The sequence below is a fragment of the Armatimonadota bacterium genome, assembly GCA_031432545.1.
Classification (GTDB): Bacteria; Sysuimicrobiota; Sysuimicrobiia; order Sysuimicrobiales; family Sysuimicrobiaceae; genus Caldifonticola; species Caldifonticola tengchongensis.
This window is the reverse complement of the sequence record JAVKGX010000011.1, coordinates 25,407-48,584: the sequence shown is the minus strand read 5'-3', so window position 1 is coordinate 48,584 and position 23,178 is coordinate 25,407. Positions and strand designations below refer to the sequence as shown.

Sequence of the window (23,178 nt, the reverse complement as noted above, 5' to 3'; positions counted from 1 at the left end):
TCGTCAGATCGGCCTCTCGAAGTACAGGTGCACGCGCTCGGTGACGAAGCCAAGCCGGCGCAACAGCGCAAAGGCGGGCACGTCCAGCCCCCAGTGGTTGACCCGAGCGGCCCCCCGGCCCTGCAGGAAGTTCACGACGGGACAGGCCAGCGCCGAGCCGATGCCCTTGCGCCGGTGCGCTTCGCGGACCGCGACCCACAGATCTGCGATCCCGTCGCGCTGGGCGCCGTGGGCGTAGCCGACGGTGAACCCCGCCCGCTCGCAGACCACCGTGCGGGTGTGCGGCCGCTTCATCCAGCGCGCGATCTCCTCGGGCCGGACCCGCTCGCCGTAGCACTCGTGGTGGATGCGGGCGATCTCGCGGTCGTCGCCGGCAACCGCCCGACGCAGAGCGTAACCGTCCGGGACCTCGTATGCGAGCTTCCCCGTCACGGTGCGTGCCACCGTCCGCAGCGCGTTGACGAACGTCAGCTCATGCCGACGCACCAGTGCCAGCCCCAGGGGGTTGGCTTCGTGGGTGCGCAACAGGACGCTGTCCTGCCGCGCGGACCGAAAGGCGTCGACGACGAACTGCCAGATCCGCCGCAGCAGAACCTCGTCGGTCGGATCCAGCGGACCCGTGCGGACCGTCGTCCCCGCGGTGTCACCCAGCACTTCCTCGACGAGCATGCGCCGTCGGTCCCGTCCGAAGACGATCATGCCCACCGGACGCCGGTTGATCTCCAGGACGTGGACGTCCTTTTCGGACTGCACCCACCAGAAGTCCTTGGGCCCGACGGGCCCGTACCGATCGAAACACGCGGAGTACCCGTCGCCGTAGATGCGCTCGTAGAGGGCCACGAGCACGTCCACGTCGTCTGCGGTCGCGGGTCGGATCGCAACGAGCATGGGAAGCAGGCCCTCCGTCGGTCGAAACGGATTTCGATGGGGCCGCGCGGGGTTGCGATCGATCAGCGCGTCCGCCGCTGCGGATCCGTCGGCGGCCGCGCCGCCGCGCCCCACAGGCGCTCCAGGCGGTAGAACTTGCGCTCCTCGGGGCCGAAGACGTGTACGACGACGTCCCCGAAGTCCAGCAGCAGCCAGCGCCCTCGCTCGGTCCCCTCCCGGCGCAGCAGCCGCGCGCCGGATGCCGCCAGCGCTTCCTCGACGCCGTCGGCGATCGCCCGGATCTGGATGTTCGTCTGCCCGGTGGCGATCACGAAGTAGTCGGTGATCAGCGTCTGCTCCCGCAGGTCCAGGACCACGACGTCCTCGGCCCTGCGGTCCTCGGCCGCCCGGGCGGCGATGCGCGCCCTGTCACCTGGCGTCAACGGCACCTCCGGAATCGAACATCCGAGCGCGGCGGGCCAGCCGACCGGTCAGGTCACGTTCTCCTCCTGGCGGTACAGGGCGTGCTTGGCGATGTACTGCTCGACGGCGTCCGGCACCAGGTACTTGATCGGCTTGCCGTTGCGGACGCGCCACCGGATCTCGGTAGACGAAATCGCCAAAGCCGGGATCTCCAGAAGGTGGATGCGGTCGCGGTACTCGCGCGCGATCTCGCTGTTGTGCCACTCGTCGTGGTCGATCGCATACCCGGGACGCGAGGCGCCGATGAACCGGCACATCTGCAGGAGGCGCTCGGTGTCGCGCCACTCACCGCGCAGGATCTGGTGGATTGCGTCGGCGCCGGTGATGTAGAAGAGTTCGACGCCGGCGTAACGGCTGCAGAAAGTGCGGATCGTGTCCACTGCGTAGCTGGGACCGGGTCGTTCGATCTCCTCGCGCGACACGTCGAAGTACCGGTTCGCTGCGGTGGCCAGCACCGTCATCAGGTAGCGGTGTTCGGGATCGCTTACCTCTGCGGGGTCCTTATGGGGCGGATGCCGATTCGGTACGAAGATGACGCGTTCCAGCGAGAGGTGCGCGCGGGCTTCTTCGGCGGTCACCAGGTGCCCCAGGTGGATGGGGTCGAACGTGCCGCCCATGATGCCGTACCGGGCCATTCACACTCCAGCGGTCGGGAATCGTCCTCGAACCTATTCGACCAGCGCGGAAGCCCTCCTCCGCCCGCTGTCCCCGGCGTCCCCGGAACCCTGCAGGGTCCGCCACACCGCCCGCACGAGTGCCGCGACTCCCTCGCCCGTCGCCGCCGAGATCGGGACGACTTCGACCCCCTGCGCCTCGAGCGTTCGCCGGATCGCACCGATCCGCGCCCGCGCTTCGGGCAGGTCGACCTTGTTGGCGGCGACCAGGTGGGGGAGATCGGCCAGGCGCCGATCATAGGCCGCGAGCTCCACGCGGACCGTGGCGTAGTCCGCGACCGGATCCGCGGAGGCCGCGTCGAGGACGACTACCAACGCTCGCGTGCGGGTGACGTGCCGCAGGAACCGGTGGCCCAGCCCGGCACCCCGGTGCGCCCCCTCGATCAGGCCCGGGATGTCCGCTGCGACGAACGACGCGCCCTCGTCGACGCGGACCAGGCCCAGATGCGGGTGCAGCGTCGTGAAGGGATAATCGGCAATCTTCGGCCGTGCTGCGGAGATGCGCGACAGCAGGGTGGATTTGCCGGCGTTGGGCAGGCCTACGAGTCCGACGTCGGCCAGCACGCGGAGTTCGAGCGTCAACTCGCGTTCCTCGCCCTTGCCTCCGGGCTCCGCGTACCTGGGCGATCGGCGCGTGGGGGTCGCAAACCGGGCGTTGCCCCGCCCGCCCCGCCCTCCCCGGGCGACGACAACAGTCTGGCCGTGCTCGGTCAGGTCGGCGATCAGCTCACCGGTGGCGGCGTCCCGCACGACGGTGCCTACCGGGACCGGTACCACCAGGTCGGGCGCGGACCGCCCGGCGCGGTTGGCACCCTGGCCGTGCCCGCCCCGCTGCGCCCGTAGGTGCCGCCGGTATCGGAAGTCGGTGAGGGTGTGCAGCCCCTCGTCGGCGCGCAATACGACGTTGCCACCGGCGCCGCCGTCGCCGCCGTCCGGCCCTCCCTTGGGCACGAACTTCTCGCGGCGAAAGCTAACGCACCCGCGCCCACCATCGCCGGCCTTGACGTGGATCCTCGCGAAGTCGATGAACATGGGGCCTGGCGCCGCCGGTTTGGGGATGTCACCGGCGGTCCGGAGCGGGCAGGACGACCCGGATGGCCGACGACCGGCGGTCGTTCGGCGACTATCCGCCGCCCGCCGGGTACACGCTCACCTGCTTGCCGTCGCGCCCGCGGCGCTCGTAGGCCACCACGCCGTCGATGAGCGCAAAGAGTGTGTCGTCGGACCCCAGGCCCACGTTGCGGCCCGGCCGGATGCGCGTACCACGCTGGCGGACCAGGATGCTGCCCGCGGTCACGGTCTGGCCGCCGAACCGTTTGACGCCCAGCCGCTGGCCCTGGCTGTCCCTTCCGTTCCTCGTGCTGCCGCCACCCTTTTTCTGTGCCATGGCACGACCGTCCTTTCTAGGTCTCGATCCGCTCGATCCGGACCGCCGTGTACGGCTGCCGGTGCCCGCGCTTGCGCCGGTAGCGGACCTTCGGCTTGTACTTGAGCACGGTCACTTTGCGGTCGACTCCCTGCTCTACGATCTTCGCGACGACGCGGGCACCTTCGACCACAGGGGCGCCGACGACCGTCTGCTCCCCGCCGAGGAGGACGACGCGTTCGAGGACGACCTCCTCGCCCACCTCGCCCTCGATCTTCTCCAGACGCAGGACCTGGCCTTCTTCGACACGGTACTGCTTGCCGCCGCTGTCCACCACCGCGTACACGCCTGCACCTCCGTCCTAGCAACCCAGCGGATTGTAACAGCAGGGTCGTGGGCTCGCAACCGGCCCGGCACGGCCATCCTGGCACGTTTCTTGCTGGCGGGCGTGGGCGATGGCCGCGCACCCGTCCCGCCGGCTCTTGGACCGCCTGGGGCCCCGCCTGTTCGAGGTGGGCACCTGGGCCACCGCGACCCTGGACCCGGACGAAGTACTGCGCCGGGCCGCGGCCGGGCTGCGCCGCGCCCTGGAAGCCGAGTCGGTCGTGGCCTACGCCTACCACGCCCACGACAGGTCGCTGCAGATGCGGGCGTCGGCGGGGTCGGTGCGTGGCTTCCGCAGCCACGCGCGGGCCCGCCGAAACGGCTTCACGTTGCGGGCCGTCCGCAGCCGCAGCGTCGTCATGGTTCCCGATTGCCAGAAGGATCCGACGCTGAGCCCGGACGTCCTGGCAGCCGGCATCCGGTCCTTCGCCTGCCTCCCGCTGGCGGTGGACGCTGACGTCCGGGGCCTGGTGTATGTGAACTTCGCCAGCCCGCGCGAATACCCGGAGGACCTGACGAACATTCTGTCGGCGCTGGCGGGTCAGGTGGCGGTGGCGGTGGACCGCGCCGAGGCCTACCAGCAGTTGCGGTCCATGCACGACCGCATGATCATCAGCTTGGCCGAAGCCGTCGACGCCCGCGACCACCCCACAGCCGGGCACTCACGGCGGCTGCGGGCGTACGCGCGGGCGGTCGGGCGCCGTCTGGGCGTCGAAGCAGAGGAGCTGCACACGCTGGAGACCGCGGCCCTGCTCCACGACATCGGCAAGATCGGGATCCGGGATGAGGTGCTGCTCAAACCCTTCAAACTCAGTGCAGCCGAACGCCGGGAGGTCGAGCAGCACTCGATCGTCGGCGCGCGCATCCTGGCTGCGGCCGGCATGCCCCAGGCCGTCGTCGAGGCCGTCCGGCACAACCATGAGCGGTACGACGGGAAGGGGTACCCGGCGGGCCTGGCCGGCGAGCGGATCCCCCGCGCCGCCCGCATCCTGGCGGTGGTGGACGCGTTCGAGGCGATGACTTCGGATCGCCCCTACCAGCCGGGGATGTCGTGGGCACAGGCCGCCGAAGAACTGCGACGGCACCGGGGAACGCAGTTCGACCCCGTGGTCGTCGACGCGTTCTTGAGCCTCCTCCAGTCAGAGGACGCCGACCGGCTGGCAAAGGAGGTCTCGGACGTCTCCGGCCCTACCCCCGATCCGACACTGGCCCTGCACCCCGTAGAGGCCTCCAGCCGTCTGGCAGGTGCGTTCTACGCGTTCACGTGGGGGTTCATCGAGCGCTTCGAGCGCACGGTGGGACCCTGGGTGGCCGAGGAGTTGGTCGAATCGCTTCCGATCATCCCGGTGTTCGAACGGCCGCCGGTCCCAGACAGCGAAGGCGCGGCTTCCGACGGAAGCGTGCGCCGGAAAGTCGAGGACTACCGCAACCAGGTCGCGCGGATGATCGCCTACGCACAGCGCGTCTGCGGAGAGCGGATCTGTGAGAACCTGCTCGAGGAAACCTTCGCCTCCCTGCCGCAGGACCTCGCACAGGCGTGTTGGTTCCTCGTCGGCCGGGTCCGCGACGTCGCCGCCCAGCGCTGAGCCGGTTTCTGCCGTTTGCCCTCAGTGGGCCTGCGCCGCCTCCTTCTGCCTGCTGGCTTCCTCGATGACCTTCTGCGCGATGTGCGCCGGCACTTCCTCGTAGTGGGAGAACGACATCTCGAACGACCCGCGGCCTCCGGTGATCGAGCGTAGGTCGCTCGCGTACCGGAGCATCTCGGCCATCGGCACGAGCGCCTGCACAGTCGTCGTGCCGTCGCCGTTGGGATTCATCCCCTGGATGCGCCCCCGCCGCGCGTTCAGGTCGCCGATGACGTCGCCCATCTGCTCGTCCGGAACCGTGACGGCCACCTGCATGATCGGTTCCAGCAGCACGGGGTTCGCGTTCTGGAAGGCACTCTTGAACGCCATCGATCCAGCGATCTGGAAGGCGATGTCCGACGAGTCAACCTCGTGCGTCTTCCCGTCCACGAGCGTCACCCGCACGTCCACGACCGGGTAGCCGGCCACGACGCCCTCCGCCATAGCCTTTCGCACGCCCTTTTCGACCGACGGTCGGAACTGCTGGGGGATCACGCCGCCGAAGATCTTGTCGACCCACTCGTAGCCCGCTCCCCGCGGGAGCGGCTCGATCTCCAGCGTGCACACACCGTACTGCCCGCGGCCGCCTGTCTGCTTGACGTACCGCCCCTCGGCGGTGGCTTTCTTGCGGATCGTCTCCCGGTACGGGACGTGCGGGGCGCCGAGCTGGACTTCGACGTTGAACTTCCGTCGCAGCCGGTCGGCGATGATCTCCAGATGGGACTCGCCCAATCCGGACAGGATCGTCTTGTGGGCCTCGGTGTCGTGCTCGACGTGGATCGTGGGGTCCTCCTCCGCGAGCCGGTGCAGCACCTGGCCGAGCTTGTCCTCGTCGGCCTTGCTGCGGGGCTCGATCGTCATCGCGATCGACGGCTTGGGGAAATCGATCGGGCGCAGCCGCACGGGGTGGTCCTTGCCGCACAGGGTGTCGTTCGTCTGCGTCTCTCCCAGCTTGGCGACCGCGCCGATGTCGCCGGCGGGAACTTCGGGCACCGCGATCTGCTGCTTGCCACGCAGCACGTACACCTGACCGACGCGCTCTACGCGTTCCTTGTTGGCATTGTAGATCTGGGAGTCGGACCGCAGCGTACCGGAGTACACGCGGAAGTACGACAGCCGCCCGACGTAGGGGTCGGCCATCGTCTTGAACACCAGCGCGGCCAGAGGACCGGCGGCGTCCACCGCCAGCTCCCCGCCCTCGAGGGTGGGCACCGGACCGCGCTCGGCGGGGTGGGGCAACAGCGTGAGTATGTCGTTGAGGAGCTGTTCGGTGCCCGTGCCGTGCAGCGCGGCGCCGCACATCACCGGGATGACCACGCCGGACCGGACGCCCGCGCGCAGGCCGCGCTTGATCTCCTCGTCGGTCAGCCCGCCGGCCTCTAGGTACTTCTCCACCAGCGCGTCCTCGCCCTCGGCCGCCTCCTCGATCAGTTTTTCGCGGTAGCTTTGCGCTTCTTCGCGCATCTCCGCTGGGATCTCGGAGGGCACGACCTTGCCGCCCTCGTGCAGGTACGCGCGCATGTCGATCAGGTCCACCACGCCGCGGAAGCCGCTCTCCTGGCCGACGGGGATCTCGACCGGTACGACGTGCGCTCCGAACCGCGCCTGCAGCGAATCGACCACGCGGCCGAAGTTGGCGTTCTCGCGGTCCATACGGTTCACGAAGACCAGCCGCGGCAGGCGGTCCGCATCAGCGACCTTCCAGAGCTTGTCGGTCTGGACCTGGATCCCCGCCACCGCGTCGAGCACGAACAGCGCGGCGTCGGCGACGCGCAGCGCCGCGATCGCCTCGCCGATGAAGTCCGGGTAGCCGGGAGTGTCCAGCAGGTTGACCTTGTGGTCCTTCCACTCCAGGGGCGCGGTCGCGGTGTTGATCGTGATCTTGCGGCGGATCTCCTCGGGGTCAAAGTCAGTCGTCGTGTTCCCGTCGTCCACCCTGCCCGTGCGGTCGATCGCGCCGGCATGGAAGAGCAGGGACTCCACGAGGGTGGTCTTCCCCACTCCTCCATGCCCGACGACCGCGACGTTACGGATCTTCTCCACGGCATAGGTCTTCACCGCCATCCTCCTCCCATCGTGGATCGCTGGGCCTTCCTGGCATCAGAGGCGACTCCGGACAGCGCCTCGGGCCCCCTGCCGACCGCTGCTCACGTTTTCGTCAACCCCACACGCGTACGCGAAACTAGTACCCTCTTGCTCTATCTACGACGTTGAGCAGCGGCTCTCCCGCCAGGTAGCGCCGCAGGTTCTCGCAGAACAGCGGGATCGCGCGGTCCATGTACCGCGGCGAAGAGCCGGAGACGTGCGGCGAGATCAAGACGTTGTCGGCCTCCCATAGCGGGCTGGTGGCCGGCAGGGGTTCGACCTCGAAGCAGTCCAAAGCCGCCCCGCGGATGCGCCGTGCCGCCAGCGCCGAGACGAGCGCCGCCTCGTCGACGATCTCCCCGCGGCCGACGTTGATGAGCACCGCGTCCTGCTTCATCCAGCCGATCTCCCGGGCGCCGATGAGACGGCGCGTCTGCGCGGTGAGCGGCAGCGCCACGACCACGTAGTCCGACGCCTCCAGCACCTCCCGCAGTCCGTCGGGGCCGTATAGAGCGACGGTCCCGCCCAATCTCTCTCCCCCAGGCAGGGACGACGCCGAAGCCTCTCCCAGCGAAAGTGGGTGGCGTCGCATCGCCAATGTGCGTGCCCCGAAGGCCGCGCACAGCCTGGCGATTTCACGGCCGATTGCACCGAACCCCAGGATGCCGACAGTCGCCCCATGGAACTCGCCGCCGATCTGGCGATCCCAGCGCCGCGCGATCTGGTTGCGCAGCGCCGTATGCAGGTTGCGCGCGAACATCAGCATCCAACCCAGCACGTGCTCGCCGATCGGGATCGCGTGGATGCCGCGGCTGTTTGTGATCACGACGTCCGCGCTCCAGGCCGGAGTGTCGATCAGGTGGTCCACGCCCGCCGACGTCGCGTGGATCCAGCGCAGCCGGCTCGCGCGGCGGAAGAACGCGTCGGGGACGACCCACCCGACCAGCACCTCGGCCTCTTCGGCATGCGCCTCCGCCCCTTCGCCAGAGACGACGCGCAGGTCCACGCGCGGCGAGACGTCGAGAATCGCGCGCTCGTGCCGCGGCTCGATCCGGGAGGTGCACACGACGACGCAGCGCCCGTTCACGGCCCACCACCTGTGGCCTGCCGGCCCGCGCGCGCCGCCTCCCGTAACCTCCGCACGACGAACTCGCGGTCCAGCGCCGCTAGAAACGCCCCGGCCTGCGGCCCGCTGGTCTTGCCCAAGAACGCAAGGTAGATTGCGCCGAACGCCTGCTGGGCGGCAAGGCCCATCTCGTTCTTCAGATCGTGGATGCGCGCGTGCAGCGCCTGCGCGTCCATGCGGTCGGACTCCACCGCCGCGGCCAGGCGCTCCAAGAACGTGCGCTGCTCGGCCGACAGCGCGAGGGTGTTCTCCGGCAGCCGGTCGCGAACCTCGAACCGGTAGGCCCCCGGCGCCCACCGCGCCAGCCACCGGCGCGCGTCGGCGGCGCGCGCGGCGAGTTCCCGCCGGTCCGCATCGGTCAGCGGCGCCCCCTTGTCGTGCTCGACCGCCTCCTCCAGGCGCACGTGCGGCATCTGCACGAGGATCGCCACCTGCAAAAAACGCGGCCTCCAGAATGGCTCCGGGGCGGAGTCGCCCAGCCACGCGTAGTGGAACGACCGGGCCAGGTCATAGACGTCCTGTGCCTGCCCCGGTGTCTGGGCCTGCAGCTCGCCGAAGTATGCCGCCGCCGCTCGATCGTATTCGTCGTACAGCCTCGGTACGGTATCGCCGCCGGGGTCGAAGTTGATGGCGCTCCGGTAGTACGATCGGACGACGAGGAACCGTACGAGCTCCGGCCGCAGTACGTCCAGCAGCTCCTTCGCGGGCACGCCCCGCCCCGAGCTGCTGGAGATGCGCCGGCCGCCCACGAGGAAGAACTCGTAGGGGATGGGGAAGGGCACGCGGATCCCGAAGATCCGCTCGGCGACCACCGATGCGGTGTCGTGGGTACCGCCGCGCGTCATGTGGTCCTTGCCCGCTCCCTCGACCGTGACGCCCAGCACCTTCCACTTCGCCGCCCACTCCGTCCGGTAGGTCATCTTCGCCCCGCCGTCGAACGGAGAACGCCTGCCTCGGTGACCGCAGCCGGTCGCCCACACCACCTTGTCGGGCCGACATTCGTACTCGACATACCTGCCGTCCCACCCCCGCACGACCGTCGTACCGATCCGACCGCACCTCTCGCACAGGACCTGGATCGGATGCCGTTCTGCGCGCTGGCTGCCGGTGATCTCCCTCTCGATCGCGACGATCTGGTCTGCCGACTCGAGCACGACGCGGATCGCGTCGTTGAACTGCCCGGACCGGTACATCTCGCTCGTCCGATAGACGTGGGGCCGACAGCCGAGCGCGCGAAACGTGGCCTCAAAGTCGTCGGCGAAGTACCGACCGAGGCTGGCGGCGTCGGGTTCGTGCCACGGTACATCGCACAGCGGCCGGCCCATGTGAGCCTGGTAGAAGTCGCGCGGCAGGTGGGGCGGCAGGCCGTCCATGGGGTCGAAGTCGTCGAAGCCGTAGAAGAACTCGACCGGATGGCCACGCTCGGCCAGCCCCCGCGCCACCGCGTCGTGCAGGACGACGCCGCGTAAGGACCCGACGTGCGCGAACCCCGACGGTGTCCACGCGTCGTTGACGATGTGCGGCCCGGTTCTCGTGGCCAGGATCTCTTCGACGAGGAGATCGACCCACATGGACGACGGCGATCCGCCCTCGGCGCTCGCTATCCGCTACGATACAGGCGCGCGGCGTAGGCGTTCCAGCAGCCACTCGCGCGCCACGCCCACCAAAAAGAACGACCCAGTCACCAGCAGGACGTCCTCGGGCCCCGTGCGCGCCAGCGCGTTCTCCAGGGCCTCCTCGCGACCCTCGTGTACCGTGACGCGCGGGTTGTGCGGCCGGACCACCCGCGCCAGCTCGTCGGCCGGTAAGGGCCGGACGTGCTGCGGCGTGGTCACGATGACCTCTTCGGCGAGCGGTGTGATGAGGGCCGCCGGTTCGACCGGATCGTGGCTGGCGATCATTCCGAAGACGAGCACGATGCGGCGGCGCGCGAACAGTTCCGTCAGGGTCGCCCGCAGCGCGAGCATCGAGGCCGGATTGTGCGCCACGTCCACCAGGACGGTTGGCCGCTGCGCCAGGATCTCCGAGCGCGCGGGCCACCGCAGCTGGGCCAGCGCGCGCCGCACGGCCTGGGCGTCCAGGTCGCACAGCATCTCGGCCGCAGCGACCGCGACGGCCGCGTTGGTCGCCTGGTGGCGCCCCAACAGCGGCACGCGCAGGTCGTCATAGAAACCTCCGGGTGTGCGCACCGCCAGGCGTACTCCCTCCAGCGTGCTCTCGGCGATGTCGAACGTCACCTCCCGCCCGACCTCGACGCACCGCACACCCCGTACCGCGCAGGCTTCACCGATCGCGTCGCGCGCCTCCTGCGGCTGCGGCGCGACCACGACCCACCCGCCGGGGCGGACGATCCCTACCTTCTCGGTCGCGATCTGCCGCAGCGTGCGGCCCAACAGGTCGGTGTGGTCGTAGGAGATCGGCGTGATGACCGACAGGTGCGGATCGCAGACGTTCGTCGCGTCGAGCCGACCCCCGATGCCCACCTCCAGGATCGCCAGATCCACCCTCCGCGCGAGGAAGTACAGCAGCGCCAGGGCGACCGAGGTCTCGAAGTAGGTCGGCCGACCCCACGGCTCGGCGTCGCCGGCCTCCACCGCCGGCCGGACCTGGGCGACGAGCCGAGCCAGCGCAGCCGGGGGGATCAGCTCGTCGTCGACGCGTATGCGCTCCCGGTAGTCCACGAGGTGCGGCTTGGAGTACAGTCCGACCCGCAGTCCTCGGTGTTGTAGGATCGCAGCCAGCATCGCGGCGGTGGAACCTTTGCCCTTGGTGCCGGCCACGAGCACGGTCGGCATTCGCTCGTGCGGGTCATCTAGACGGCCCAGCAGGGACCGCATCCGCTGCAGCCGCACCTCCTCGTAGGGCAGGGCCGGCCGCGGGCAGCGCAGCAGGTCGTCGAGCCAGGACAGGGCCTGTGCGTACGTGAGCATGCGTGTCGAAGGGGTACTACCCGCCCACCTGCAGGCGCGCGGCCTGCAGCGTGTTGCGCAGCAACATCGCGATCGTCATCGGGCCGACGCCGCCGGGGACAGGCGTGATCCAACCGGCCACGGCCTGCGCGCTCTCGAAGTCGACGTCGCCCACCAGTCCACTGGCCTCTCGGTTGATCCCTACGTCGATCACCACCGCACCCGGCTTGATCATCTCACCGGTGACCAGACCGGCCCGGCCGGCTGCTACAACCAGCACGTCTGCCCGCCGCGTGTGCGCGGCGAGGTCCGCGGTGCGGGAATGGCACAGCGTCACCGTCGCGTGTTCGGCGAGCAGCAGCTGTGCCGTCGGCTTGCCGACCAGGTTGCTGCGGCCGACCACCACGGCTTCCGCACCTCGCAGCCGCATGCCGGTCTGGCGGATCAGCGCCATGACACCCTGGGGCGTGCAGGGGACGAGGACGGGTCGGCCCAGACTCAGGCGCCCGGCGTTGTAGGGGCCCAGCCCGTCCACGTCCTTACGCGGGTCCAGCCGCTCAAAGACCGCCTCGGTGTCGATCTGCTCGGGCAGCGGGGTCTGGGGCAGGATGCCGTGGACGTCCTCGCGGTGGTTCAGCGTGTCGATCAGGTCGGCCAGTTCGTCGGGCCGGGTCGCCGCCGGCAGGTGGAACGTCTCCGAGCGAATGCCTACTTCTCCGGCCGCCCTGGCCTTGCTGCGGACGTAGATCGCCGACGCCGGATCGTCGCCGACGAGGATCGCTGCCACGCAGGGACTCAGGCCGTGCCGTTCCCGAAACGACGCGACCTCGGTCCGCAGCTCTGCGCGGATCCTCGCGGCCAGTTCCCTCCCGTCCAAAATCTGGGCCATCCAGCCTCCCGGATTGGAAATCCCCTTCAGTCTAGCGCGTGCGCCGACGACCGCGACGCCCGCGGGTCACGCGCCCTGCAGGGCCCGCACGTAGCGGATCTGCCCCGCGTGTGGTAGGTGTCGTGGGTGGCCATCTCCATCGCGCTCATCCATTCCACTGCCATCCGCGGCGACGGCTGCCATGCTTCCTCCTCGTAGGTGCGCCGGATGTGCGCCAGCAGCACCTCCCGGATGGTCATCGCCTCGCTCCTACTTCGCGGTCCGCTGCCTCACCGTCGGCGGGTCGGGTCTCGATCGCGCCAGGACGGCACGGGTTCGCCCACGCACCACAGAAAGTGGAAGACCCCAGTCGGCCCGAGGAATCGAAACGTGCGCGACAGGATCTGCACACGCTGGGCGTACGATCGCGGCAGTGTCCGGATGTACCGTCGGACCGATCCGTGCTCGCGCCGGATCTCCTGAAGGATCCGGGCGTTCTCGATCACCGCTTCGATTTTGCGCCGATTGCGCACGACCGCGGCATTGCGCATCAGCCGCTCGACGTCGCGCGTCCGAAAGCGCGCCACCGCATCGACGTCGAAGCCCGCAAACGCACGCCGCATCGCCGGCCATTTGCGGCGGACGACCTCCCAGCTGAACCCGGCCTGGAACACGGACTGGCTGAGGACCTCGAAGTAGCGGTCGTCGGCACGCGGTACGGCCCGCGGGGGGATCACGTAGCGATACATGGAAGGCGGTCGGGTCCCGTGGTTTCTCCCCGTCCCCGGCCGGCTCGGTGGCCGTCGGCGCGGTTGGCCTCAGCGTACCGCGCGCAGCCCGCCGACGCCACCTCCGCGTGTTGCGGCGCGGGGAGAGAAAAAGGCCTCTCCTACCGCTGTACGACCTGTAGCGTGGCGGGCTCCGACGGCTCCCCGATCGGACTGACGGTGACGGCGGTGATGGTGATCCGCGCGCCGCTCAGCGCGATCGGATACCGGATCGTGGCCGTCCAGTGGCCGTTGGCGTCCGCGGTCACCTCGACCTCGCCGAGGCGCCCCCGTACGACGATCGGTCCGAGGTTGCCCTCGTAGGTGACAACGACGCGCACCCTGTAAAGGGGCGTCGCGCGGCCCCGGATCGTGAGCGGAGACGCGACGGTCTGTCCGGCCAGGGGCTGCTCGATGGTGGGCGGTGCCGGCCGACCGGTTGCAACGACGACGCCGCCGGTGGCCCTGGCGGTCACGACCCCCCCTGTCCGGCGCACCAGCGTTACGGTGATCGCCGCGTTGTTCACGTTTTCGCCAGGACGCACCGTGTAGGTCCCGACGTAGCGGCCGGGCTCCTGCTCTGCCATCGGCACCGTCGCGGCGAGCCCTTCGATCGAGAACGTCGCCCGTCCGCCGGGCTCGGCCACCATGACGACGGTCAGCACGTCTCCGGCGCGCAGGGGCCGGTTCGGTCCGAACGTCACCGACTGGATCACTGCCGTCTGCGCCGCCACGGTGAACGCCCACTGGAAATCCGTGGCGTTGCCAGCCCGGTCGGCGACGCGCACCCGCACGGTCACGGCGCCATCGCGAAACGCCTGGGGCGGGTTGTAGCTGATGATCCGGTCGGACCGTGCGGCCTGCGCGGTGACATCCTGCCCCTGAACGACCAGGCGAAAGGCCCCGATGCCGGACCCCTGCCCGTCATCGACCACGACGACGATGTTGGGACGGTTGTTGGGGATGCGCGCACCGTTGGGGGGCGCCACATCCACGATCCGCGGTGCCGCGGTGTCGAACGTCACCGGCGTCCCGGACTGCACGATCGGGCTGCTGACGTTGCCGACAAGCAGCCGGCCGAAGACGGGGACGTTGGTGAGGTTGTCGCCGGGGCGCACGACATACGCACCGACGTAAACGCCCGCCTGCGTCTCCTGCATCGGCACGTCCCGGATCTGGTCCCCGATCGAGAACGTGGCGCGTCCGCCGCCGGTACCCCGCAGCGTGACCGTCAGGGCTTCGCCGGCCCGCAGGGGTCGCTGCGCGTTGTGCGCAAACGACTCCACGACTACCGTGCCCGCCGCCGGCGGGGGCGCAAGGATCGCCGCGGTGCGGCGGCCCTCCACTCCCCACACCTCGTTGCTCTGCGGGTTGACGCGCAGCGTGACGTTCATCCCCGGCCGCAGGTCGGCCACCCGGGCCTGTTGGTCGTCGATCGTCACCTCCACGTTGGGGGAGAAGCGGAAGGACTGGCCGTTGTCCAGCACGATCACCGTTGCGGTGACCGCGTCGATCCGGCCGCTGGCCACCCGGTAGGTCGCACGGATCGTGATCGCGCGGTTGTTGGCGTCAACCGTGACGCGGACCTGGTCGCCGGGCCGCAGCTCCGCCAGCGAGACCGAGCCGCCGGCATTCGTGTCCGCGTTGATCCGCGCGATCGCCGTGTCGGCCGTCACCGCGATCGTGTAGGCCAGGTTCTCCCGCTGCACGATGATGCGGCTCTGCGCCGTGTTGACCGCGACCAGCACCCCTTCGATCGTCGCGGGTTGGGCGATCGGTGGGGCCGGCGCCCCACCCGGCGGCGGCGTGTATCGCTGAGGCGGAGGGACCTGCGCAGTGCCGGTCGTGATGATCACCGTGCGCGTCGCCCCATCCCATTCCACGACCGCGCCGAGCGCTTCGCTGACGAAGCGGAGGGGGACCATCGTGCGCCCCCGCACCGACATCGCAGGAACGTCGAGGCTGGTCGGCGCGCCGTTGATGTAGGCCACGCGACTGCCCAGCTGGAGCCTGACACTGGTGCCTCCGCGCCGCGCGTCGATGGTTCGGGTCGCCGCATCGTAGTCGACATAGGCGCCGAGCCGTTCGAAGATGCCCCGCAGCGGCACCAGCACGCGCCCTTGGATCTCCACCGGCGGCACGTCGAAGGCGACCGGTTGCCCGTCGAGGATCACCCGAATTCCCTGCGCCGCGGCCGGCTCCACGGACGCCACCGCGAGCGCCGCGACGAGTACGAACAACAAGCCTCTTCGCATCCCGTCGACCTCCTCTGCGTTCCGACGACGTTGCGGAGTGCGCGGCGGTACTCCGTCTCCTAACTACGCAATCGAGGTCGAATGGGTTCGTGGCTAACGCTGGGCCAAGATTTCCTCCCAGATCCTCGCCACCTGCGTCCGCGTGTCGGCCAGCGGTCCGTCGTTGTGCACCACCCAGCGGGCACGGGGCAGTTTGTCGGCCAGGGGTATCTGTGCGCGCAGGCGCGCCTGCGCCTGGTCTCGGCTCAGACCGTCGCGCGCCATCAGTCTCGCGATCTGTGTTTCGGGGGAGGCGTACACGACGATGGCGTCCATCCCCTCGTAGTCGGGTACGTCGCTCTCGAACAGCAGCGGGATGTCCATGACGAGCACGGTGTCGGGCCGCTCGCGGGCGATGCGCTCCCGCGCCTCCCGCAACCGCGCCCGCACGCGGGGATGGACGATGGCATTCAGCTTCGCACGGGCTTGGGGATCGGCAAACACGAGTTCACCGAGCTTGCGGCGGTCCAGTCCTCCGTCTGGGAGCAGGTATGCTTCCCCGAACGCGGCCACGACTTCCGCAAGCGCCGGCTGGCCGGGCGCGGTCACCTCGCGCGCGATCTGGTCGGCGTCTATGACCTCCGCTCCGAGTTCCCGCAACAGCCGCGCGACCGTGGACTTCCCGCTCGCGATGCCGCCGGTGAGCGCGACGACCTTCATGGGAGCTTGGGTGCCGGCGAAGCCATCAGGATCCGTACTGCGTCGCCGACGCGCACCATACCGGGCTGCAGCACGCGGGCGTAGACGCGGCTGTCGCCCGGGTGGAGGGTCGGGCTGATCCTCTCGTACCGTCCCTCGCGGAAGCTGGCCCGGATGGTCGCGCAGGGCGTGGTGAACTGGGTGACCTCGATCTCGACCTCGCCGACCCGCAGCCGCGTGCCGGGGACGACCCGCGACCAGTCCAACCCGGACACAGTCAGGTTCTCTCCCACCGACCCCGGTGAAATCGGATGGCCCTCGGCGCGCAGCCGCTCGATGACCTCCAGGGAGAACAGGCACAGCGCGCGCTCCCGGCCGCCGTGGTGGCGAGCGTCGTGGTGGCCGTCGCCCTCGATCCCCTCGAAGGTGACCGAGGCGCACGGCACCGGATGCTTGGGGACGCCGCCGCGGGAGACCTGGATGGAGTGCACGACGCCGGCGTCCGGCGGGCAGCCCTCTCCCCCTGCGAGGGAGTCGACACGGAGCTCGTGGCGCAGCAGCTTGGCCGCGGCCTCGTCGAAGTAGAAGTCGCCGTCGACCGTCTCGCCTCGGAGCAGTGCCGGCAGCCAGTAGCGGTCGTCCTCCCACATCTGGTCGTAGGGCAGCGCGTCCTGCGCGTGCCACTGCAGGATGCCTTCCTCGCCCGGTCGGAGCCGTCCGGAGAACCGGCGCGCCACAAAGAGGTAGACGACCCAGGCCGGTTCGGGCCGCTGCCCGAAGTAGAACCTGAGTGTGCCCCGCGGCTGCGGGTCAGCGACCGTCAACCCCGTCTCCTCCCGCACCTCGCGCACGGCTCCGGCACAGGGATCCTCGCCGTCGGCGAGCTTGCCGCCGGGCGCGTTCCACTTGCCGCTGCCCCACAGCCCTTCCGCCTTGCGGAGCAGCAGCACCTGCCCGTCGCGCACGATGAAACACAACGTCGCGCGGATCGTCACGACCCGACCTCCGTCGGTTCCAGCACCTCCATGTCCCGCCAGTTCGGCCCGACCTTCAGGTCAACCTCGATGGGGACGTCCAGCCGGATCGCCCCGCGCATCACCTCCGCGGCGGCCCGCCCCAGCGGCGCCGCCTGGTGAGGGTCGGCCTCAAACAGCAGCTCGTCGTGGACCTGCAGGATCATTCGCGCGCCCGGAAAGCCCCGCAGCACCTCCTTGTAGATGCGGACCATGGCCACCTTGATCAGATCGGCCTGGGTTCCCTGGATGGGAGTGTTGATCGCCACCCGCTCGGCGGCTTCCCGAACGACGCGGTTGCGGCTGTGCAGGTCCGTCAGGTAGCGGCGGCGCCCGAGCAGCGTCGCCACGTAACCCGTCTTGCGCGCCTGCGCGATCGTCCGCTCGATGTACGCGCGCACGCCCGGATATCGGGCGAAGTACCGTTCGATGTAGGCGTCGGCCTCCTGCGGGCTGACGCCGATCTGCTGCGCCAACCCGAACCCGCTGATGCCGTAGGCGATGCCGAAGTTGATCGCCTTCGCGCGCCGGCGCTGTTCGGGCCCCAGCCGCTCGCGCGGGATGGCGAACACGTCGCTGGCGACCTCCGCGTGAATGTCGCGGCCGGCACGGAACACCTCGCGCAACGCCTCGTCGCCGCTGATGTGAGCGAGGATCCGCAGTTCGATCTGGTTGTAGTCCGCCCCCACCAGTACGCGCCCGGGAGGAGCAACAAACGCGCGTCGGATCCGCCGGCCCTCCTCGGTGCGGATCGGGATGTTCTGGAGGTTCGGATCCTGCGAACTCAGCCGGCCGGTGGCGGTCACGGTCTGGTTGAACGTCGTGTGCACACGGCCGGTCTGGGGATTCACCAACCGCGGCAGCACCTCGACGTACGTCGACAGCAGTTTCGACAGCTCCCGGTGCTGCAATATCTTGGCCACGATCTCGTGGTGCGGCGCCAGCGCCTCCAGCACGTCGGCATCGGTCGAGTATCCGGTCTTCGTCTTCTTGACCGGCGGCAACCCCAACTTTTCGAATAGGACGAATGCCAGCTGCCGCGTGGATGCGATGTTGAACTCCGTACCCGCCAGTTCGTAGATCCCCTGGGCCAGCCGCTCCGCCCGCTCCCGCAGCTCGCGCGCCAGATCGGCCAGGTAGGCCACGTCCACCGCCACGCCGGCCATCTCCATCTCGGCCAGCACCGGTACCAGCGGCATCTCGATCTGGCGGAACACCGCCTCCACCTCGCGGTTGCGCAGGGCTCGCTCGAGCGGCGCCTTGACGCGCTGCAGGGCGTCCACGTGCTCGCACAGGTCGTGCCAGCGCTCGCGCAGCGTGAGTTGCAATCCCTCCGACCCCCCACCCGCGCCGCCCCCCAGCCGCCAGCCGATCTGCTCCCACGCGACGGTCTGCAGGTCGTGGCTGCGGCGGCCCGGGTTGAGGACGTACGATGCGATCCCCACGTCGAAGTCGAACCCCTGCGGTGCCAGCCCCATCCGCCGCAGGCGCACCAGATCCGCCTTCGCGTCCGGGCTGATCTTGCGGATTCCGGAGGACTCCAGCAGCCGCGCGAGGTTCGGCGGCACGGACCCGTCGAAAGCGACGTAGGTGGCGTGTCCGGCCGACGCCGACACCGCGGCGCCGACCGGCCGGCCCTCCATGGCCCGGCCCTCCGCATCGAGGACCACCGCGATCTCGCTGGAGGCGATCTCCTCTTCCACGTCGGCGGACCGCGCGTACTCCCCGATCGGATGCGGCGCCGGTGAGGCGCCGATGCGTTCGAGCAGGCTCTTGAACTCCAGGTCGGCGAACACAGCGCCCAGCCGTTCGGTGTCGCGTTCGCGCACCCGCAGATCCTCCCAGGCCGGTTCGAGCGGGGCCCAGGGCGCGATCGTCGCCAGCCGCTTGTTCTGCAGGACCCGGTCGGCGTGGTCCGCGATCCGATCGCGAAGCTTGGGGGGTACTTCGTCCAGTCGTTCGAGGAGGTTTTCTACGGTCCCGAATTGCTGCAACAGCTGGGCGGCGGTCTTGTCGCCGATGCCGGGCACGCCGGGCAGGTTGTCGGTCGCGTCGCCGCGCAGCGCCTTGAAGTCCGCCATCTGCTCGGGGGAGATCCCGAAACGGGTCCGCACGCGTTCGACGTCGTAGGTGACGGTCTCTGAGATCCCTCGGCTGGTGACTATGACGCGCGTGCGGTCACCGACGGCCTGCAGCATGTCGAGGTCGCCGGTGACGATTAGCACCTCGAATCCGTCGCGCTCGGCGCGCCGTGCCAGGGTGGCGATGAGATCGTCGGCCTCGAACCCTTCGACCTCGAAGATCGGGATCCCGAAGGCCTCGACGACTTCCTTCACGAGCGACATCTGCGGCCGCAGGTCGTCGGGCATCCGCTCGCGGGTGGCCTTGTACTCCTTGTAGTCTGCGTGGCGGAACGTGGGCGCGGCGCGGTCGAACGCCACGGCGACGTGGGTGGGCTTCTCCTCCTCCAGGACCTTGAGGAGCATGGTGGTGAACCCGTAGACGGCATTGGTCGGCCTGCCGTCGCTGGTCGTGAAGTACGGCAGCGCGTAGAACGCCCGGTAGACCAGGCCGTTGCCGTCCAGCAACACGAGTTTGGGGCGTTGTCCGGTCACGGGGAGATTCTATCGGAATTCGCGCGCCCGCAGGGTGCGGTTACTCCTCCCAGACGGCGTCCTCACCCAGCAGCATCTCCAGTTCTCGGCGGAACTCGTCGTCGGCCGGCACTCCACGGCGCAGACGGTGCACGGACTCCCCCTGCAGGGTCAGCACGTGCGCGTACGCCTCGCGTGGACCGGTACGGCCCTGGAGGAAGTCCGATAGCTGCAGCATCTCTTCGGCAGTCGACACCCGCAGATGCAGGGCTCGGGCACCGTTGGCGGCGCCGTTGGGGCCGCCCTCGCCGCCCATCGACAGAGCCTCGACCGGCAGGATCTCCTCGGCCAGCAGCTTCGGCCGGGCCTCAGAGTTGTCCATGCGTCCGCGCACGACGACGACCGCATCGGGGCGCAGGATGGACCCGCAGCGCTCGTAGGTCCGCGGCCACACCAGGACGTCCACGGATCCGGTGAGGTCCTCCAAGGTCACCGCCGCGAATCGGCTCCCGCTGGACTTCGCAGTCATGGCCCGCACGTGCGTGACGATGCCGCCGACGACGACGGTCTCCCGGTCGCCGACCGCGGGCAGATCCGCGATGCGGTGTCTGGCCTGTCGTTCGAGGATCGGCTGCCACGTGCGCACCGGGTGGTCGGTGACGTACAGGCCGAGCATCTCCCGTTCCATCTTGAGCAGCGTTCGCGTGTCCAGCGGCTCCACATCGGGCAGAGGGGGCGGTGCGTCGGTTTCGGCGGTGAAAGAAAACAAGCCTGTCTGCGCGCCGGCCGCCTGCCGTTGCCGCCGCGTCCCGTACTCCATCGCGTCGTCCAGCGCTGCCAGCAGCGCCGCCCGGTGACCCAGGGAATCGGTCGCCCCGGCCTTGATCAGGCTCTCCACGACGCGCTTGGTCACCACTCGGCCGTCGACTCGCGCGCACAGGTCGTACAGCGACCGGAACGGCCCGCCGTCCTCCCGGGCGCGGACGATCTGCTCGACGGCACCGGTCCCGACGTTCTTGATCGTGCTGAGCCCGAACCGGATCGTGTTCTCGTTGACGACGGTGAAGTCGGCTTCCGACTCGTTGACGTCGGGCGGGAGCACCGCGATGCCCATCCGGCGGCACTCCTCCACGTCGAGCCCGATGCGCTCGAGGTTGCCGCTGTCGGCGCTGAGCACCGCAGTCATGTACTCCGCCGGGTAGTTGGCCTTCAGGTACGCGGTGTAGTAGGCGATCAGGCCGTAGCATGCGGCGTGGGCACGGTTGAACCCGTACCGCGCGAACGGCTCGAACTGTTCGAAGACCCGGTCGACGACCTCCTTGGGCACGCCCCGCTCGCGCGCACCGCGCACGAACTTCTCCCGCTGGGCCAGCAGCTTGTCCTTGACCTTCTTGCGGATCGCATAGCACAGCACGTCGGCCTCGGCGAGTGTGTAGCCGGCCAGCGCCTGCGCGACGGTCATGATGTCCTCCTGGTAGACCATCACACCGTAGGTGTCGCGCAGCACCGGTTCCAGCAGCGGGTGCGGGTAGGTCACCTTCTCACGCCCGTGCTTGCGGCGGATGTAGGCGGGGATGTTGGCCATCGGGCCCGGCCGGAACAGGGCGACCATGGCCATGATGTCCTGCACGCTGCTGGGCCGCAGCTCCTGCAGGTACCGGCGCATCCCCGACGACTCCAACTGGAACACCCCCGTCGTCTCCCCCGAAGAAAGCAGTTCGTAGGTCTTCCGGTCGTCCAGGGGCAACCGGGCCAGGTCCACGCGCACGCCGCGCTTGCGCTCGATGATCCGCAGTGCCGTGTCCAGGATCGTGAGGTTCGTCAGACCGAGGAAGTCGAACTTCACCAGGCCGATGTCGGCGACGCTGTTCATGTCATACTGCGTCATCACCGCGTCGTCCTTGCCCCGGGTCAAGGGGACGTGCTCGGTCAGCGGATCCCGCGAGATGATCACCCCGGCTGCGTGCGTGCTGGCGTTGCGGGCGACGCCCTCGAGCTTGCGGGCCAGCTGTAGCAGCCGGGCGACCCGTTCGTCCTCGTCGGCCATCTTACGCAGTTCCGGGTCGCCGTGCAGAGCACCGTCCAGCGTCGCGGCGAACGGCACACGCTTGGCGATCCGATCGACCTCACCGTAGCTCATGCCCAGTACCCGGCCGACGTCGCGCACGGCCTGCCGCGCCTTCATCGTGCCGAAGGTGATGATCTGGGCCACGCGGTCGGAGCCGTACTTGTCCATGACGTAGCGGATGACCTCGTCCCGCCGCGTATCCATGAAGTCCACGTCGATGTCCGGCAGCGTGTACCGCTCAAGGTTGAGGAAGCGGTCGAAGGGCAGCTTGTAGGCGAGCGGATCGACATCCGTGACCCCGCAGGCGTACAGCACCAGTGAACCCGCGGCCGATCCACGCACCGTCGTGAGGATGCCGCGCTCCTTGGCGAACCGGACGAAGTCCTGGACGATCAAGAAGTACGCCGCGTACCCGGTCTTTTCGATCACCCCGAGTTCGTAATCCAGCCGCTCCTGGATCTCGGGGGTCACGCGCGGGTACAGGCGCTGGATGCCCTGCTCGCACAGGTGGCGCAGGTAGCTCTGGGCCGTGAAGCCCTCGGGCACCGGAAACTCCGGCAGCTTCGGTACGTCGAGCTCGATGCGAGTGTCGCAGCGCTCGGCGATGGCGACCGTGTTGCGGACGGCCTCGGGCAGCTCGGCGAACAGGCGGGCCATCTCCTCGGCGCTCTTGAGGTAGAAGTGGGGGACGTCGCCCATCCGGGGCCGGTCCGGATCGTGCACCGTCTTGTTCATCTGCACGCACATCAACACGTCCTGCGCCTCGGCGTCCTCGGGGGCGATGTAGTGCACGTCGTTGGTCGCCACGATCGGCAGCCCCACCTCGCGCGCCAGCTGGACCAGTGCGGGAATCAGCCGCTGCTGTTCGGGCAGTCCCTGGTTTTGCAGCTCGACGAAGAAGTTGCCGGGTTCGAAGATGTCGCGGAACAGCCCGGCCACGTCCCGTGCGCCCGACGGATCACCGCGCAGCAGGCGCTGCGGCACCTCGCCCTGCATGCAGCCCGACAGGCCGATCAGACCCCGGCTGTGGGCGGCCAGCAGGTCTTTGTCGATGCGAGGGCGGTAGTAGAATCCGTCCAGGTGTGCCCGCGTCACGAGCCGGATCAGGTTCCGGTAACCCTCCTCGTTGCAGGCCAGCAGAGTGAGGTGGAACGACGCGTTGTCCGCCCGCGGATCGCGGTCGGTGTGACGCCGCACCGCCTGGTAGGCCTCGACCCCGAGGATCGGCTTGATGCCGGTTTCCCGCGCGGCCTTGTAGAACTCGATCGCGCCGTACATCGCGCCGTGATCCGTCAGGGCCAAAGCGCGCATGCCGAGCTGAGCCGCCCTATGCATCAGGGGTTGGATGCGGCTGTGGCCGTCCAGCAGCGAATACTCGGTGTGCAGATGGAGGTGGACGAAGTCCGACATCTTGTG

At 69.3% G+C, this 23,178-nt stretch carries 18 protein-coding genes and 1 pseudogene; 1 reads left to right on the top strand and 18 read right to left on the bottom strand.

The window, feature by feature from the left end; all coding sequences use genetic code 11:
• Positions 1–3 precede the first annotated feature (3 nt).
• The 6 genes and pseudogenes from QN163_09480 to rplU form a co-directional block, all read right to left on the bottom strand.
• Entirely contained in the window at positions 4–888 is an 885-nt protein-coding gene (locus tag QN163_09480) for a GNAT family N-acetyltransferase (protein MDR5684243.1), read from the bottom strand.
• Positions 889–950: 62 nt separating this feature from the next.
• The gene (gene rsfS, locus QN163_09475; GenBank protein MDR5684242.1) at positions 951–1,310 is read right to left on the bottom strand and encodes a ribosome silencing factor; all 360 of its coding nucleotides are present in this window, start codon (positions 1,308–1,310) and stop codon (positions 951–953) included.
• 48 nt (positions 1,311–1,358) lie between these two features.
• Complete coding sequence (nadD, locus tag QN163_09470; GenBank protein MDR5684241.1) at positions 1,359–1,985, bottom strand: nicotinate-nucleotide adenylyltransferase; 627 nt, start codon at positions 1,983–1,985, stop codon at positions 1,359–1,361.
• Positions 1,986–2,075: 90 nt separating this feature from the next.
• Positions 2,076–3,056, bottom strand: a pseudogene (obgE, locus tag QN163_09465) (GTPase ObgE).
• A gap of 91 nt (positions 3,057–3,147) precedes the next feature.
• Positions 3,148–3,411: a 50S ribosomal protein L27 gene (rpmA, locus tag QN163_09460; GenBank protein MDR5684240.1), complete on the bottom strand. Its 264-nt coding sequence runs from the start codon at positions 3,409–3,411 to the stop codon at positions 3,148–3,150.
• Positions 3,412–3,427: 16 nt separating this feature from the next.
• Positions 3,428–3,736, bottom strand: coding sequence for a 50S ribosomal protein L21 (gene rplU, locus QN163_09455; GenBank protein MDR5684239.1), 309 nt, complete (start codon positions 3,734–3,736; stop codon positions 3,428–3,430).
• Positions 3,737–3,845: 109 nt separating this feature from the next.
• Between rplU and QN163_09450 the strand changes: the two genes are divergently transcribed.
• Positions 3,846–5,360, top strand: coding sequence for an HD domain-containing protein (locus tag QN163_09450; GenBank protein ID MDR5684238.1), 1,515 nt, complete (start codon positions 3,846–3,848; stop codon positions 5,358–5,360).
• Positions 5,361–5,381: 21 nt separating this feature from the next.
• On the opposite strand, the gene fusA is transcribed toward QN163_09450, so the two are convergent.
• The 12 genes from fusA to QN163_09390 all read right to left on the bottom strand — a co-directional run bounded on the left by fusA (position 5,382) and on the right by QN163_09390 (position 23,172).
• The gene (fusA, locus tag QN163_09445) at positions 5,382–7,463 is read right to left on the bottom strand and encodes an elongation factor G (protein ID MDR5684237.1); all 2,082 of its coding nucleotides are present in this window, start codon (positions 7,461–7,463) and stop codon (positions 5,382–5,384) included.
• Between the two features lie 118 nt (positions 7,464–7,581).
• A complete protein-coding gene (locus QN163_09440) occupies positions 7,582–8,571 on the bottom strand; it encodes a D-2-hydroxyacid dehydrogenase (protein ID MDR5684236.1) in 990 nt (329 codons plus the stop codon).
• Complete coding sequence (gene lysS / locus QN163_09435) at positions 8,568–10,181, bottom strand: lysine--tRNA ligase (GenBank protein MDR5684235.1); 1,614 nt, start codon at positions 10,179–10,181, stop codon at positions 8,568–8,570. Before lysS ends, QN163_09440 begins: the two co-directional genes overlap by 4 nt.
• A 36-nt stretch (positions 10,182–10,217) precedes the next feature.
• Positions 10,218–11,540, bottom strand: coding sequence for a folylpolyglutamate synthase/dihydrofolate synthase family protein (locus QN163_09430; protein ID MDR5684234.1), 1,323 nt, complete (start codon positions 11,538–11,540; stop codon positions 10,218–10,220).
• 16 nt (positions 11,541–11,556) lie between these two features.
• Positions 11,557–12,408 carry a bifunctional methylenetetrahydrofolate dehydrogenase/methenyltetrahydrofolate cyclohydrolase FolD gene (folD, locus tag QN163_09425; GenBank protein MDR5684233.1) on the bottom strand — a complete coding sequence of 284 codons (852 nt, stop codon included), beginning with the start codon at positions 12,406–12,408 and terminating at the stop codon, positions 11,557–11,559.
• Between the two features lie 26 nt (positions 12,409–12,434).
• Positions 12,435–12,647: a hypothetical protein gene (locus QN163_09420; protein MDR5684232.1), complete on the bottom strand. Its 213-nt coding sequence runs from the start codon at positions 12,645–12,647 to the stop codon at positions 12,435–12,437.
• Between the two features lie 30 nt (positions 12,648–12,677).
• On the bottom strand, positions 12,678–13,136 hold the full coding sequence (locus QN163_09415; GenBank protein ID MDR5684231.1) for a DNA-3-methyladenine glycosylase I: 459 nt from the start codon (positions 13,134–13,136) through the stop codon (positions 12,678–12,680).
• Positions 13,137–13,276: 140 nt separating this feature from the next.
• Positions 13,277–15,409 carry a stalk domain-containing protein gene (locus tag QN163_09410; GenBank protein MDR5684230.1) on the bottom strand — a complete coding sequence of 711 codons (2,133 nt, stop codon included), beginning with the start codon at positions 15,407–15,409 and terminating at the stop codon, positions 13,277–13,279.
• Positions 15,410–15,502: 93 nt separating this feature from the next.
• Positions 15,503–16,108 carry a dephospho-CoA kinase gene (coaE, locus tag QN163_09405; GenBank protein ID MDR5684229.1) on the bottom strand — a complete coding sequence of 202 codons (606 nt, stop codon included), beginning with the start codon at positions 16,106–16,108 and terminating at the stop codon, positions 15,503–15,505.
• Complete coding sequence (locus QN163_09400; GenBank protein MDR5684228.1) at positions 16,105–17,082, bottom strand: NUDIX domain-containing protein; 978 nt, start codon at positions 17,080–17,082, stop codon at positions 16,105–16,107. Before QN163_09400 ends, coaE begins: the two co-directional genes overlap by 4 nt.
• A complete protein-coding gene (polA, locus tag QN163_09395; GenBank protein ID MDR5684227.1) occupies positions 17,079–19,715 on the bottom strand; it encodes a DNA polymerase I in 2,637 nt (878 codons plus the stop codon). Before polA ends, QN163_09400 begins: the two co-directional genes overlap by 4 nt.
• Positions 19,716–19,755: 40 nt before the next feature.
• The gene (locus QN163_09390; protein MDR5684226.1) at positions 19,756–23,172 is read right to left on the bottom strand and encodes a DNA polymerase III subunit alpha; all 3,417 of its coding nucleotides are present in this window, start codon (positions 23,170–23,172) and stop codon (positions 19,756–19,758) included.
• Positions 23,173–23,178 lie beyond the last annotated feature (6 nt).

Bases quoted from the DNA above. Each gene is read 5' to 3' on its own strand.
- QN163_09480 (MDR5684243.1), bottom strand. From the start codon at position 888: ATGCTCGTTGCGATCCGACCCGCGACCGCAGACGACGTGGACGTGCTC.
- nadD (MDR5684241.1), bottom strand. From the start codon at position 1,985: ATGGCCCGGTACGGCATCATGGGCGGCACGTTCGACCCCATCCACCTG.
- rpmA (MDR5684240.1), bottom strand. From the start codon at position 3,411: ATGGCACAGAAAAAGGGTGGCGGCAGCACGAGGAACGGAAGGGACAGC.
- QN163_09450 (MDR5684238.1), top strand. From the start codon at position 3,846: ATGGCCGCGCACCCGTCCCGCCGGCTCTTGGACCGCCTGGGGCCCCGC.
- fusA (MDR5684237.1), bottom strand. From the start codon at position 7,463: ATGGCGGTGAAGACCTATGCCGTGGAGAAGATCCGTAACGTCGCGGTC.
- lysS (MDR5684235.1), bottom strand. From the start codon at position 10,181: ATGTGGGTCGATCTCCTCGTCGAAGAGATCCTGGCCACGAGAACCGGG.
- QN163_09430 (MDR5684234.1), bottom strand. From the start codon at position 11,540: ATGCTCACGTACGCACAGGCCCTGTCCTGGCTCGACGACCTGCTGCGC.
- folD (MDR5684233.1), bottom strand. From the start codon at position 12,408: ATGGCCCAGATTTTGGACGGGAGGGAACTGGCCGCGAGGATCCGCGCA.
- QN163_09420 (MDR5684232.1), bottom strand. From the start codon at position 12,647: ATGACCATCCGGGAGGTGCTGCTGGCGCACATCCGGCGCACCTACGAG.
- QN163_09415 (MDR5684231.1), bottom strand. From the start codon at position 13,136: ATGTATCGCTACGTGATCCCCCCGCGGGCCGTACCGCGTGCCGACGAC.
- QN163_09410 (MDR5684230.1), bottom strand. From the start codon at position 15,409: ATGCGAAGAGGCTTGTTGTTCGTACTCGTCGCGGCGCTCGCGGTGGCG.
- coaE (MDR5684229.1), bottom strand. From the start codon at position 16,108: ATGAAGGTCGTCGCGCTCACCGGCGGCATCGCGAGCGGGAAGTCCACG.
- QN163_09390 (MDR5684226.1), bottom strand. From the start codon at position 23,172: ATGTCGGACTTCGTCCACCTCCATCTGCACACCGAGTATTCGCTGCTG.